This window comes from Paenibacillus sp. FSL P2-0089 (assembly GCF_038595095.1).
Lineage (GTDB): Bacteria > Bacillota > Bacilli > Paenibacillales > Paenibacillaceae > Paenibacillus_AQ > Paenibacillus_AQ silagei.
In genome coordinates this window covers 928,601-944,796 of record NZ_CP152006.1, presented here as the reverse complement: position 1 = coordinate 944,796, position 16,196 = coordinate 928,601, and the positions used below count along the sequence as shown (strand labels likewise).

General features: G+C 56.0%; 2 protein-coding genes. Both read right to left on the bottom strand.

What is annotated here, in order from left to right:
• Window positions 1-23 precede the first annotated feature (23 nt).
• Window positions 24-1,799, bottom strand: a complete 1,776-nt coding sequence (locus NST69_RS03745; protein WP_342548525.1) for a histidine kinase N-terminal 7TM domain-containing protein — start codon at window positions 1,797-1,799, stop codon at window positions 24-26.
• Window positions 1,800-1,941: 142 nt separating this feature from the next.
• Window positions 1,942-16,023, bottom strand: a complete 14,082-nt coding sequence (locus NST69_RS03740; protein ID WP_342548524.1) for an S-layer homology domain-containing protein — start codon at window positions 16,021-16,023, stop codon at window positions 1,942-1,944.
• Between the last annotated feature and the right edge of the window lie 173 nt (window positions 16,024-16,196).

The following is a 16,196-nucleotide window of genomic DNA, read 5'->3' as shown; positions in this document are numbered from 1 at the left end:
ATCTCCTCCCTCCCGCTGCCCCGTTACTCCATCCGTTCTCCTCCTGCCGATCCCGGCAACGTGAAGTAGAAGATCGTTCCACTTCCCGGCTTGCTCTCAAACCACAGGCTCCCGCCATGGATGCGCACGAATTCACGCGCGAGCGCCAGGCCGAAGCGGGCATCTCCTGACTCCTCCCCCAGTGGCGCCTTCAGAATCGGCTCCTCCAGGCGCAGCATGTCTGCGGTCGCTTCATCAATACCAATCCCGTCATCTCGCACAGACAAGATAACCTTCTCCTCTTCAAGCACGGCATCAACCTCAATAGAGCCGCCTATTCCCGTGAATTTGATTGCGTTAGAGAGCAGATTACGCAGGATCAGATCCAGCATCTCTTTATCCGCCCGGACGGTCAGTTCGCTGCCGATACGCTCCGTCAGGCGGATCTGTTTCATCCCGGCCTTCGTACCCGCCAGCATCAGGGCCTGCCGGACCACCTGCTGTACACTCCAGGCCTGCGGATGGAAGGAGACCTTTCCCTTCTGGCTGCGGTACCAGTCCAGCAGATTATCAACGAGCTGGAATGTATTACGGACCTGCCCTTTGATCTCACGCACCACCTCCGCGTGCTCAGCATCCGCAGCCGTCAGCTCGTCGCCCAGCAGCTCTGTCAGGCTGACCAGCAGTGCTACCGGATCGCGGATATCATGGGCCACAATGGTGAACAGCTTGTCCTTGAAGGCATTCAGCTCGGATAGCTGCCGGGCATTCTCGCGCAGCCGGACCTCGCTCTCCTTCAGCTCCGTAATGTCGCTGAACAAGAGGATTTTGCCGATAGGGGTGCTGCCTGTATCATGAATGAAGGACAGACTGCAATTATAGTACAGGCGTCTTCCGGCCTGAAGCCGCTCGTAGGCAAACCGCTCGTCCTCATCGCTTAAGCCCCTGAGACGTTCAAGCAGCTCCCCGCTGCCGGCAAGCACCTCCGTCATATCCGCCGGGTAGCGCCTCCTGCTCCCAAGCTCGGGAAACATCTTCTCTGCGGCACGGTTGTAGCTGACGATCTGGTTCTCATAATCGAACAGAAGGACACCGTCCCGGATCGTCTCGAACACCTGCGCCATCGCCAGCGGAGTCAGGCGGAGCAGGTTGAATCTGAGGATGCCCCAGGCGTAGGCGATGCCCGACACTGCAAATCCGAACGGCGTGAGATCTATCCGGGTTCCGGTCCACAGAAACAGATTGAGCAGCATAGGCGCAACCGCACCCAGAAGCAGAACAGCAATCTGTTTGCGTACAATCGGCAGCGCCCGCACAAACATGGATATGAACAGCGCAATCCCGCCAAGCAGCACCAGATAATTATACGCAGCATGGATGTTATACCACAGCCCCTTGACGGTGTAATACAAGGAGACCGAAGGGTCCGTATTCAGCAGAAAATCCCGGTAGATTAGATGATGCCAGTCATTGGTGAGCTGCAGGATGAAGATGACGGCGGGGATCAGGAACAGCAGGGCGATCAGTCGCTTGCGGAAGCGCGCAGCGGCTCCGGTGAATTGAATCGCTTGTACCAGCCATAAGGTGGAGACAAAAGGAATACCCAGATATTGAATGTGCAGCGCCAGCTTCACCTGGCTTAAGTTCCCGCTAAGCAGCTCAAGACCATAGCCGAAGGCGTAGAAGGCTGCTGTCAGCATAATCAGAATCATCGTTCTGGCAACAGGCAGATGTCTTTTCTGGTACGACAGGAACGACACAAACAGCATCAGTGCTGCTGCAATAAAAAGCATAATCGACATCCAGTGCCTACTTTCCACGGCTGCGTCTCCCTTAATAACAAATTCTATTAAGTTAGGATAGCACCTTCCGGGGCGGGGTGTCCACGCCTTGATTTTCCATAACAGGTTACCGGCAAAGGCCAGTCCTTATGTGGACCGGCCTTCGCTGTAGCCTCATTTCTTACTTGGATACTTTGTAGATAATCTTGGATAACGTCATTACCAGCGTATAGTAATTTTTAAAGTCCGAGATATACTGGCCTGCCGCCTTTTCGAACATCTTAAGCACAATCTTCGCCCCGATATAATCGCGGTAGACATCCCATACGGCCCCAGCCGAATCCAGCACGTTGGCTCCGGATACAATCAGCACCTTCAGTGCATCCTCCGGTTCAATCCCTTCCGTCACCTTCAGCTGATTGGTAACATCGGCGATACTGATCCTTCCGTTACGCATGGCGGACACAACTACAATCATAGCAATTTCATTGTTATCCAGCAGCCTGCGCTCCACGCTGCTCAGACTGTCATAGAATTCACGCTGTTTGGCGGTGGACACCTTTTTGAGAATACGGTAGGTCTCCTTGAGCACGCCGCCCGTGGCCATCTGAATTGCAGTGCCCAGATCCACGAGTGAGATCAGACCGGAATCCAGCATCCCCTGGGCGATATCATCCATTGTCCAGCCGCCAATCCCCACCAGCAATTCCAGCAGCCAGACCGGCTGATAATTGATCGAGATCAGAGCACCTGCCACCTCTCTGACCTGTGTAAAACCTCCATCGTACAGCACTTTGGCTATATAATAATGGCCCAGACTGCCCTTGTACTGAATCAGCAGCTTGGCAATATCGTTCGCGGACAAGCCGAGCTGCTGCCGCAGAATCGCAATGGTATTATCGGTCTGCACATTCCGATAAGCAATGTATTCGCTTGGCGTATAGCCATTGCGGATCAGCCATTGCAGCTGCTCGTCCACGGACCAGCTTTTGCCCAAGAAGACCAGCGCCCGCACTACCGGAAGTCCAAGCTTTCTGAGAATCGCAGCAATGCTATCCCCGCCTTCTCCAATGATATCAAGGCCTCCCATGATAGCTTCACCATCGTAGCCCTGTTCACGCATGGCAAGGGCAATCTCCGCGATTGGCGCATTCGGCAATCCCGCTCTTACGATCTTAAGAACCTTGTAAGGGGCCAGACTCCACTTGCGCAAATATTGAACGATGGCGGCTGGCGTATTCACGCCGAACTGCACCAGCTGCTTTCCCTGCTCCTCTTCCGAGCCTGCATTCTTGCGTGTCTCGTTGAAGTAATTGTAGCGCATCTTCAGAATGCTGGCGTTGTCGTACCCCAGGCTCCTCAGCGTATCCACCAGGTAGCCGGACTGTGCCAGCTCAAGCAGTCCCCGCAGATCCAGCTCGGCAGCCACATCATTGGCATTCGCTCCCCTGTCCTTCATACGCTTCAGATAAGCATAGAGCGGATCAGCTCCGAATACTTCGGTCACTGCTGCCCGGACACGCTCTGCAGGCATCACCGCATTAGTGATTGCATCCAGCACTCCCAGAGCGTCCAGATTGAACATCACCCTCAGCGCAAGCACGATATCGGTATCCCTGAATTTCGCCTTCATATAGTTCGCCACCGTTCCCGGGCTGCCCATAGAGGTTACCGGAATCAGCTTCGCGAGGTAGCCGATATTCGTGCTGCTGTAATACACCGTAGTGACGGCCAGACCAAGCTCAGGACCTTTGACATGCACTGCCAGCAGGGCAGTTGCTTCATCGGCACCCAAGTTATAAGCATCCTTCAAATACTGGAGGATATCCTGTATCGCTGTACCTTGCTTATAGAGCAGGCTTACAGCAGCTTCTGCACCCGTGATTCCATACAGATCAAGCAATTGCTGAAGAGTTCCAGAGGATGTGCCCACTGCAAAATACACCTCAGCCACTGTCTTCTGTACCGCATCCGCCTTGTAAATGCCCAGTCCGTTCAGGAGGGCCTTCGCCTCCGCCTCTGTCTTGCCATAGCTCTTCTTCAAAAGTTCAGCGATATACGCCATCCGGTAGCCGCTTGTGCTCAAGACCTGCGCCGCTTGCGGGGCATCTGTGAAAATACCCTGCGCTCTGAAGAACTCCATTGTGGCGGCATCATACGTGGTCCCATAAATGGCGCTGATGCTGCTCAGAACTGCTGAAGCACTGAATGATCCGTCTGCAATCAGCAGCGCTGCGGCAGCCGCCGCAGATTGGCCGTTATACTCTTTGAGCATTTTGACAATATCCTGGAGCGGGTAGCCCGCAGTCCATAGATAGGCAATGGCCGCTTGCTCTCCTGTAATTCCGGCTTCCTGCAGGATAGATTGAGGCGTTGCAGCCGTAGTGCCTTCCTCCACAGCTGACCCGTAGACCTGCCGCACCGTCCATTCTATAATGCTGGCGTCTTCCAATTGGAGCGACAGCAAAGCATCCCGAGTAGCCTGTAGCGAATTTCCATAATAGCTCTTGGATACTTCGATCACATCCTGCAGCGTGTAGCCCAGCGAACGAAGATATGGCGCTGCATCCTGGATGGAGGCAATGCCGCTGCGGTTCAGCAGCTCCTCCACGCTCTCATTCACCGGTTTCCCGTAGTATTCCGCCACAGCAGCCAGAATGTCAGCCACCGGATAGCCACCGGATTGCAGCAGGCTGTAAGTCGTCTCTCCGGCGCTAAGATTGTAGTGCGTCTTGCCTGCAAGCACCAGGTCGGTGATTGCAAATCCGGCGCTTCTCAGCTCCGGCACAGCATCGGCGAACACGGTGATCCCCAGCGCATTCAGCGTATCCAGCCGGGTCTGCGTCAGATTCTGCCCGTATACATAGGACACCGAATTCTGTATGTCCTCATCACCATAAGATCCCTCGACGGTCAGAGCGGCGGCAGTCTCTCCGGCCGTTAACCGGTAATGCTCCTTGCCCACCCGGACGATCCCGTTCAGATCGAACTTCATGTTGCGCAGGAAGGATACAGCAGATTCCAGGGTGACCAGCCCGCTGGCTGCCAGTGAATCCACGATACTCTCACGCTGCGAGGTCCGGTAGATATCCGTCACTCCCGCAAGGATATCCTCCTGGCGGTATAGCCGGGAATCTGTGAGCAGCTGCAAGGCTGTTCCCGCAGATAATCCGTATTCTGTCTTGGCCAGCCTGATGCTGTTCGCCAGACTGAACCGGGCCTGGAACACAAAGGCAATGGCTTCCTCGAAGGAGGGGGATCCCTGCCGGACAAGCAGTGCATGAATCACTTGTTCAACAGATTGTCCATAGACTGCGGCAAGGGTCGTTACCAGCACATTCCTGTCAGCCAGAATATTCTTCTGCACGAAGAGCAGCGCCGTCTGACCTGCTTCCTGATGGAAGGCGTCTTTGGCTGAGCTGGCAATATCTCTAGGCGCAAATCCCGCATTCCACAGATATTCAACAGCTGCGCTTACTTCAGTAATTCCCTGCTCCTGCAGTGCTTCTGCTATCGTACTTCCGAGCGTCTGTCCGTATACGGAAGCAAGCCCGGATAGAATAAGACTCTGATCATTCGGATAAGCGGCGGTAAGCAGCTTGGCCGCTTCTCCGGCCGTAAGCCCGTAATAATCCTTGAGTGCGCGGGCCATATCCGGCAGCTTGTAGCCGCCCTTCTGCAGAAATTCCAGCCCGTCCTCCGGCGATACGAGCTTGGCAGCGCTCAGGAGCTGGGCAATGGTAATCTGCTGCTGGCTATAGAGCGACTGCAGCAGCGCAAGCGTCGCCTGCAGGTTGCCCCGCACTCCGGCATGGATCAGCAGCCCCCGCATGACCTCGTCCTGGCTGAATCCGCCCTGAATCAGGGCCGGACCCACCTTGTCCGACTGCCAGTAGGCAGGGTAACGCGCAGCAAGCGTGTTAATCACGGAGGCAGCTGTAGCCCCTTGTGCCCGCAGCGTCTGAATCCACAGCGCGATTGGATCGCTGCCGTAGGCCCAGGCCGCCGCCCGGCCGATATCCTCCTGATCCTCGTTCGTCTGCTGGAGGAGCAGTGCCATCGCAGCAGGGCTATCCAGCCCGTAGGCTTCGCGCAGCACCAGCGCCCGGTCCTTCAGCGGATACGGAGCCAGCCGGTCAATGACCTGGCTCATGGTAAGACCTTTTGTAACCAGATAGGCAGTCACATCATTTGCTGCAATTCCGTATGTGCTGAAAGCGGCCACCCATTCACTCCACCCCTGACTGTCGAATTCAGCAGCGACCTCTTCAAAGGAATACCCCGCATTTTTCAGCGCAGAGATCAGGTAAGGCATTCCCTTCGCTCTGACACCCCCTGTAGGGTAGAGATTAATCGTTCCTTCCACGATCATATTCAAGGTATACCGGCTGGATAAGCTCATGGCAACAGTGATATCCGGCAGCGTCGCACCAGCGAATAAATACTGGGTATCCTTCACCACCGTCCGCACATCACAGGCGCAGCCAAATCGGGAAAAGGCCTCGGTGCGCTCCAGCTCCACCCAATCCTGCATCGTGAGGCCCATCTGCCGGATAAGCGGCCCTGCAATCTCAACCTTATCCCACAGCCTGGAATTACTCATGGCTGCCGCTATCGCGGTAGCATCCGCCTTCTCATCTGCATCCTGGGAGAACACAGTACGCAGCGCCGTCAGAACATCGGCTGCTTCATAACGGTTGTTGTAATCATGGTAGAACAGATCCATTGCACCGCTCAGCGTGAGCGCTGTTCCCGCTTGTCTGTAAGCATCATACATAGTCTGCAGCGATTGTACCGGCGTTTTGCCCGCCAGCCTGAACTGTCTGAACAGTTCATAGGAATTGCTGCCCTGCTTCAGATAATAGTCCGCCAGCTGAACCGGATCATATCCCCCGTCCAGAAGATATTTCAGGATATGCTCCCGCTGGGATTGGGTAAGCCCTGGAGAGAGAGCCGCAATCGCTGCCGGGAGTTCTGCACCGAACTGTTCACGCAACAGCGCGGCCTGTTCTGAAGCCTGATACCCGCTGGCGGCGAATTGAGCGAGTACCTCGCTTAAAGTGACACCTGCCGACACCCATAAATCATTCACGATGATGGCAATTTCCTGCACCTCATAGTGCTTGGCCATTAAGGCGCTAATGATCACGGAGGCACCATCTCCGGCCGATTTAACCGCTTCGGCCACTTCCCGTGCAGACACCTTCGCGTTCAGCAGCTCTGTCGCCGCATCCTGCTGCGAATATTCACGGCGCAGCAGAGAATACGTATACGCCGCCGGGAAGCCGGCGCCCATGAAGGCCCGCAGCATTTCTGCCCCGCCAGCAAAGCTGTATTGCTCTGCAATCGCCTTGCTCACATCCGCCGCCGAATATCCCGCTTGGGACAGCCAAGTCGCACTGGTAACGGCATCGCCCGAGTACAGCTCCTTGATGACCGCTGCCGATTCCGTTGCCGGTTGCTTGCCTTCGGCCATGGCGGACACGGCCTGTGCATGGCTCAGACCATATGCACTCTGGACAGCTCCGGCAATCCCGAGGCTGTCATAACCTGTCAACCGGAGTAACTGTACGGTATTGCCGCTTGTTTCATTCCAGTTATCCTTTAGGACCTTCGCCGCTTCTGTAACGGATACATTGTAGCGCTTCAGATATCCCAGGATGTCTTTGCTGAGCAGACCGAATCGCTGGAGCACTGGAGCAATCTCACTGATCGAATAGCCTGCCGAGAGAAACTCTGGGACAATCAATCCATCATATTTAGAAGTAGGCCGCTTCAGCGAATTGTAAGCATCATAGAGCGCTGACGCATCCGCGTGCATTGCATGCAGGATAGGAGTGATTTCTGAAGTGATCATCCCGTACTCGACCAGCACCGCACGGTACAGATTCGCTGCCTTGAAGCCGCCGTCCCGCAGAAGTACCGCCGTCTCCAGCGCCGTCTTGCCATATTGCGTCTGAAGAATTTGAGCCGGGTAGGCCGCATCATTCTTATAAGCATAGCTGGAGACGAACCCGAGCAGGGTCGCCACATTAGCCACCGGCAATTCGTCAAAGACAGCCAGATACGTCTGATTGACCGCCTTTACCCGGTTCACCCCTGTGTAAGCCACCGATACCGCGGAGGCTGAACCAATCACCCGGCCGCTGCTGTTCCAGCTCAAGAGGATCTGCGCCGGATCTGCCCCGAGTGCCGCAGTCACGGAGCTTTGCCATTGACCATCGATCTTGACGGAGAAGGACCCGCTTGAAATCACGCTGGCCAGCGGCTTGTCAAACGTAAGGATAACCTGGGTCCCATTCTCCGAAGAGGTCGCATCTATCAGGAGCGGCGGCGTGCTTACATTATTCACCGTCAGCTCCGCACCGAGATCATACCCCGCTGCATCCAGCCGCAGCTTGAATTCCTTATTGTAAGCCAGGTTCGCTGCCACCTTGTACGTCTGTCCGAAGTCTGCAGTGGATACCGGACCCAGTGTTGCCTGGTTGTTGCCGGCATCCTGCAAGCTGAACTGTACACCTTGAACCGGTGTACTGAAGCTTACAGTGAAGCCATTCTCATTCACACCTGTGATACTTGAAGTGACACGGTAAGCCACATACACCTTAACCGCTGCCCCAAAGTCATACCCCGCCTTCTTCAGAGTCAGCGAATACGTACTGCCTTCGGCAAGCTGGGTTTGAATGATGTAGGTACCTGCGTCTGTTCCCGCAGCGGTCCCCGTCACCTTGATCCTATCGCCTGCCGCCGTAAGAAGCTCCACATCCTCAGGCTGCACATCAATTCCCTTGCGGCCCAGCAGCACACTTATTCCGCCGGCATCCGCACGGGTGACCTGGCTCGTAACCGCAACTGGCAGCACCACTTCGAGCGGCCCTTCTACCGGGTGGGACGGATCTTGCACCATCAGCGTATACGTTTGACCGGCGGCTATAGGCACACGCACCAGATAGATTTTGCCCGCTTCGGCTGTACCCGGATTAGCATCATAGAATGAGCTTGCAGTGAGGGTTACACTCTGCCCGCCGGGTCCACTGAGATGCACGGAGGACAGATTCAGGTCAGGCACGGCCGTGCTCAGATGCAGACTGAAGCCGGAGGTATTAATGCTGCTCGCTGTCAATTGCAGCATTGGAAGAACATCCACATGAACCGACGGGCCAAAATCATACCCCTGAGCTGTCAGCGCCAGCCGGTACGCCGCCCCTTCCGTCAGCTTCGCCGCCGCTTGATACGTCAGCCCGCCGTCCGCCGTCACCAGGGAATCTAGCGCAACAGCCTCGCCGCTGCTGTCCTTTAGCAGAATGTGGCTGACCTTCAAATCCGGGACTGCGGCTTGCAGCCGCAGGGTGAACCCGTTCTTTGACAGCGCCTCGATGGATTTGGCGACAGGCTGCAGTACCGTGAACGGCAGCACCGTGCCGAAATCATAACCGGCTACCGCTATATTCAGACTGTAGGTGGCCCCGTATTGCAGCGCCGCCCGTATGGCGTAGGTCGCACCTCCATCTGAGGTGGTTGCCGCAGACACAACGCTCTGATTGCCCTCCGCATCCTTCAAGATGAAGCTGGCTGCGCTAAGTCCCGGAATAGCCGGGTCCAGCTTCACCGTCAGCCCGTCATTCTGAATTTTGTCATAGCTGAGTGCAACTTGTACCGGCACCTTCACCGTAAGAGCTGCCCCAAAGTCATAGCCTGTCCCGGTCACAATCAGTGTATAGACCGCACCAGCCGCCAGATTAGCGGACAATGTATAACCGGCTCCCCCGTTCAGTTCCTTAACAGCTGTAACCGGAGCGGCCTGCCCGGCAGCATCCACCAGCTTGAAGCTGCCAGCCTTAAGCCCGCCAACAGCCGGGTTCAGGAGAACACTCACGCCTTGCCCGTTAACAGGACCAACCTCACTTGCAATCACACTCGGCAGCGTAGCCGACAAGACTTCCCCGAAGTCATGACCCGTCTGTTGCAGCGCAATCGTATAGGTCTGGCCTCCGGCAAATGCTGCCTTCAGGCGGTAAGTCAAGCCATGGTCGTCCGTCACCGCAGAGGACACAGGCAACACTTGCCCTGCGCTATCCTTCACCGTGAAATCAGCGGCACTCATTCCAAAGACACCGGGATTCAGTCCGATCTCCACGTAGTCCGCTCCTATTCTCAACACTGCCGCGCTTATCATAGCCGGAACGTCAATGAAGATCGGGGTGCCGAAGTCATACCCGTGCTTGACAATACGCAGCGAGTAACGCTCTGTTCCCCAGAAGCTCGCTTCTACCTTATAAGTGAATCCCCCGTCCGCTGTCGATATTTTCATAGGATGGTAGACTGTAGCGTTGTCTCCTTGCTTGATGTTGAAATCACCCGGCAGCAGGCTTGGCATCGCCTGATCGAAGCGTACAGTGAACGCCTGATTGTTCCCGGTCTCCATCCCCTCTAACGCAGCCGCTACAGCCTGGATGGACAATGGCAGCTCCGTACCCAGATCATATCCCGCCACATGCAGGCCAAGCTTATACTGTACGCCCGCCTTCAGATAGACACTAATCTCATAAGACCGGCCCGCATCCCGGGTAAGGATCGAACGGAGGTTAACCGTTTCGCCCTGGTCATCCGTCAGGCTAAGATTCCCGGGGTCCAGACTGAGCGGTGAGGACAGATTCAGCTTGAAGCCGGTCAGTGAGAGCTGATCCACCGTGGCCGCGGCCGCATTCAGGGTGAACGGGTCAATGCTGTCAAAAACATACGGCGTCTTCGCAGCAATCTTCACCGTGTACGTCTTGCCGCCGGTCAGCGGAACAAGCACGTTGTAGCTCCCTGGAGCAGTGGAAGCCTGGAGGGATTGTACTGCAGCGATATTTCCCTCTTTATCAGTGACGGTAATATCCGCAGCGCTTAGACCAGGCACCTCCGTGCTCAATACGAGCTTGAAGCCGCTCCGCGACTGGCTGTGAATGATTGCATACACCCCTACTTGGAAGCCCACCGTAAGCGGAGCCCCGAACAGATAGCCGGGATACTTGGCTTGCAGGGTATACGTCTCGAAGGCGTCGAATTTCCCTTCAATATTGTACATCGCGCTTGCCGGACCTTGAGAAGTCACCGTAATCGCGATCTTGCGGCCTTTGCTGTCATACAACGCGAAATGCTCTTCGGTCATATCCGGCAGATTCGGAGAGACAGACACCACAATCTTGTTCAGCACCGTGCCCACCAGCCGGAGGGCAGCCGACGCCGAGATATCGAAGGAGACCGGAGAAGCCAGCCGGAAGTCCTCTCGCGCCAGATCCAGAGTGTACCCCTTGCCCGCGGCCACCGCATTCAGCGTCACCTGGTAGCTTAGGCCCTGATCCGTTGTCTTGAGTGAATACTCATTCACAGGGATTGGATTCCCGCTCGGATCACGGAGGATCACTTGCTGCGGGGTCAATCCGGCAACCTTGGAGCTGAATTGAAGCTTGAACCCCAGTACCGTTATATTGCTGAGCGCAGCCGTAATGATTTTCGATATTGGAAAAGCTACGGGTTCATTCACCTGATAAGTTACATCCGGCTTGTACTGTACCGTATACGTTTGCCCTCCGGCAAAGGTACCGGCAAGGGTGTAGTGAGCGCCTGCATCCGCTGTTGCCGCTGAAGTCAGTGCAATGCTGTCACCAGCGGCATTTCGGATTACAAAATGCCGCTGGGCCAGCCCCGGAACCGGCGCATCCAGCTGCACCTTCACACCTGCTGTTGTCGCCTCCATAACTGTCAGCGTTGGCGGCAGCCGGAAGGAGACTGGATTCATTGAGAATTCATCCTTGTCCAGCTTGACCATGTAGGCCATACCCGGCTTCAACTGATTGCCCGGCACTCGAAGCTGGTAGCTCGCCCCGCCGTCTGCCGACTCGAACAGATTCGGATAATAGAGCGTGCCGGCTTCATCCGTTAACGACAGCCCCAGATAATTCTCAATCTCCGGGAACGCGGGAGCGAACTTCAAGGTGAACTGCCCGTCCTTCGTTACATCCGCTATGCTGGCGGCAATCCACTTATTCACATGGAACGTGACCGGCGAGTCGAAGAGGATGTACCCTTTCTTCAGCACAATCGTGTAGTCCGCATTCTCCGCAAGCGTTACCCGCACTTGATAGGTCCCGCCATTATCACTCGTGGTTAACGTAACTCCGTTCAGCTTGTTATTCTGCGCATCCGTGATCGTAAGGTCATCAGGCAGCAGGCCCGGCACCAGGTTGGCAAAAGAAAGCTCGAAGCCCGCACTCGTGATCTTCGAGACACTGGTTGTCCCTGCGTCTGTGGTCGCTGCAACCTTGAAATTCACCCCTGCTTCCGGTAGATGCCCGGTCAGCTTCAGAGTATAGCTGCCTCCCGCCAGGTGGGCCGACAGCCGGTAGCTTGCGCCCTGGTCCGCCGTTGTTGCTGAGGATATCACTACGGGATCTCCTGTATCGTTGTTCAACAATACGAAATTCCCTGCACCCAGCCCATCCACGGCATAATCGAGCGTCGCAAGCAGCCCACTGTTCTCAATCTCATCGACAGAGACTGTAGCAATTAGCGGAACCGCAAAGGAGACCACATTCGGGTCCACATCTGCATCCAGCGCGAGACTATAGTAGCCCGGGGTCAGGGCGGCTGAGAACTGATAGCTTCCGCCTTCCGGGTCATTCATGACAACCTTCTGGATAGGAACCACTGTGCCTTCAAAGGCCCGGGTTAACTTAAAGCCGTATTGCATATTGATCTTCATCGCAGGTGACATCACCAGCGTGAAGCCGCCGTATGTCGGAACTACTACCGTGTTCTGGGCATACACATAAATTTTCTTCGGCGCGCCGAAGTCATACCCGTCCGCCTGAACCGATACGTAATAACTCTGACCGCCCTCTCCGTCAAAAGCCACTACATAGATCCGCTGCTGGTTATCCCAAGTGACACCTGTAATCGCAACCTCATGGCCTGCCAGATCCGTGGCCCTGAAATGTTCAGCGGTCAAATCCGGCACGCGCGGATTCAGTCCGGCCATGAATTGGGTCGGCTTCCGCCCCGCGCCCCACACATTCAGAGTCGCGTTCACCAGTGTGGCCGGCTTCCCGAAGCTGTAGCCCGGAGCCGTAATGCCAAGTACAAATGGGCCTCCGGCATTAATCTGCGTAGTAAGCAGCTTGTAGGTACGGCCTCCGTCACTGGAGCCCGCCGAGTCCAATACAACCGCCCCGCCGCTGCTAGTCTTAAGCTCAAAGGCTGAGACTGTCAACCCCGGTACCGCCCGCCCGAAGTGAACCGTAAGGCCGCTATAAGCACCGGGGTACCCGTCGAAGGTCGTATACTTACTGATCTCCACGGTCTCAGGAACAACTAGGGTCCCTTGTATGAACCGTCCGTCATAGAGATTGACATGGTAAGCATAACTTCCTGCTGCGGGCAAATCCGCAGCTATCACTGCAGATTTCCTGTCCAGACCAAGCTGGACTTCATCCACGGCTACGGCCCCGCCGCCCGGAGCCTGCAGAGTCATATCGCCTGCCGAGAAGTCTGGCGTACCTTGCGCAAACTGCAGCTCAAATCCGCTATGCGTCACCCAGCCTGCCGAAGAGGGAACTTCCTCTGCCCGGACCGCCAGAGCCGCCGGTTCCGTGAACTCATACCCGTCCATATCAAGCGAAAGGGTATACGAATCCTTCGGGGCCAGGCTGGCCCACACTTCATATTGCTGGCCGGGAACCACTGTACTGAGCATATCGATACTGACCTGCCCGCCCGCCGCGTTCTCCAGCACCAGGCTCAGAGAATCTATCTCCGGCACTGTCTTATCCATGGACAGGATAAAGCCGTAAGTACGCACGGTGCCAATCGAAGGTTCAACCTTCACCTTGCCTACGGCTGGTACAGTCACTTCAAGCGCTGTCCCGAAGCTATAGCCGCTCCGTTCCATACTAAGCGTGTAGGTGCTGCCCGGGGCAAGTCCTGCAGTAATCGTGTATACACCGCCATCCTCTGCGGAGGCCGCTCCGTCCACCGGAATGCTGCTGCCATCCCCCGCTGTCAAAGCGAAATGAGCTGGGGTTAATCCCGCAACCGGTGGATTCAAGGATACCTGGAAGCCCGTCTCCGTGATGCCGTAGACCTCAGCAGATACCGAGATCACTACCGGGTCCGTGACCGGAACGAATACGGACACAACCCCGCCGAAGTGGTAGCCCGCCTTCGTCACGCTTAACAAGTAGGTAGCCCCTTCCTGCAAGGCAGCTGTCAGCTGGTAAGAGCTTCCGCCGTTATGGGCAGCAGCCTCTTGAATAGCGACAGCTTCGCCCGTCCCGCTGCGCTTCAGGGTGAAGCCAGACAGCAGCAAATCGGCTACCGGCTGATCGAACTGGACCTCCAAGCCCGCTACGCTGATATTCTGCACCGCCGTGGCCACCCGAATATCCTCCGGTGTAGTCACCGGAATAACTAAGGTTACCGGGGCGCCGAAGGCATACCCTGCCTTGGAGAGTGTAACAGTGTAGGTCTCCCCCTCATTCAAGGCTGCGGCAACCCGGTAAGAGCTTCCCCCGTTCAGTGAGCCAATGAAGGATATCTCTATGGCCTGTCCCGCTGCATCCTTCAGCGAGAGCTCTGCTGCTGTCAGGTTCGCAACAGGCTTGTTGAAGCTGAGCATGAAGCCGCTCGGAGTACCGAGCGCAGCAGTAACTGCCACCTCAAGCGGCTGCTCTGCAGGCGGCAGGGTTGGCTGAGGTGTTGGGGATGGAGTAGATGTTGGAGATGGCGGGGTCGTCGGGTTGCTTCCGCCACCGCCACCACCGCCACCACCACTTCCTCCGCCAGTTCCACCCGCTCCACCTGCTCCGGCAGGAGCCGTGCTTGCAGCCGGAGCAGTAACCGTATACTCTCCGCGTGTCGTAGTTTCCACGCTGCGGGGGGAACGTTCAAACACTACTTTTGGAGCATCTACCAGTGCCTTCACGATTTCTCCCGCGCCTGATACACTTGCTGTGCCATGCAGCTCCAGATCACTTACCTTCACGCCTTCGTTCAGCGTAATGGACGAAGCGCTGACTCCCCCGGCAACGCTTAAGCGGCCTATGGTCCCCGAGGTGACCACAACCTTGACGTTGCTCTTAATCTCCACCGAGCTGAAGTCCCCGCTCAGGGTGACTTCACCCGCTCCTGAAATAACAACCCCCTCAATACCGCCGGAAGCTGTCCCGCTCTGCTCTGACTCAAGCTTAGCATCGGACTGGACATTCAACTGCCTGATGATCGTTGTCCCGCCGACCACAACCCGTACCAGACCGTCCGCCCGATCCACGGTTACAACACCGAGCTGCGAATGATTGATATGTACACTATGGGCACCGCCGCCTTGAATATTTGTGCTGCCCTGTACCGTCACCTGTTCAAGGTAGATCTCTCCGTCTCCAACCTTGGAGCCGATGAGCAGATTTCCTTGAACCTGAACGTTGCGCAGCGTTATGCCCGGCGCATTCAGGGTAAGATCACCGGCAACGGTGAACGAGCCTGTAGCAGGACCATAAGTGCCGCCCGTCTCCAGAGTCTTCGCTGGAGGAATGATCCCTCCCTCTGCATGGCTGCCGGACTGCTGCTTCAGACGATCCAGCAGCACAACGGCTTCGGCCCGTGTAAGCTGCCGTGAAGCTGCAATCGTTCCATCCGGGAAACCCTTCATGTAACCGGCACTTAGCACAGCACCCAGCGCATCACGGCCATAGCCCGGAATACTGCCGGCATCCTTGAATACCTTCAGCGGATCTTCGCCGTCCTTCATCAGCACAGGCGTAAGCTTGGCGAGCATTACGGCCGCCTCCACCCGTGACAACGGCTTGTCCGGCTGGAAGGTACCGTCAGGAAATCCCTTCACATATCCGGCCTGGACCGCTGCCTGCACCTGTGAGACGAACCAGGCCGCAGAGGGAACATCCTTGAAACTGATCTTTCCCGTTCCCTGGTAAGCAAACAAGCGGTTCACTAACGCCACAAACTCTATACGTGAGATAGTCTGATCAGGCCGGAAGCTTCCATCCTGGAAGCCTTTGATATACCCGTCTCCTATCCATTCGCTTAGTTGCAGCTCCGCCCAATGACCGTTAATATCGCTCGCAGCAGAGGCTGTCCCGTTCACAGCCGCAGCCTTTGCCTGGCCTGTCTGCCAAAGTCCGGGACTCCACAGCCCCGCAATTAGACTGACAATCAACAGCCAATGGAGCAAGAGCCTTATTCTCTGTTTTGCCCGGCGGTTCTTCACGCCAATTCCCCCTTCATCACAGCACCCTTGTTTTTCGACAATCTATGAGATTTTTCTCATAGACAGAATCATATCTTGTATATTTGAGTCTACAGGAAGGGAATAAAAGAATAATGAAAGCTTTGGAGAGCAAACACAGAAAAACCGCGAAGCAGCAAGGCTTCGCGGTTTTT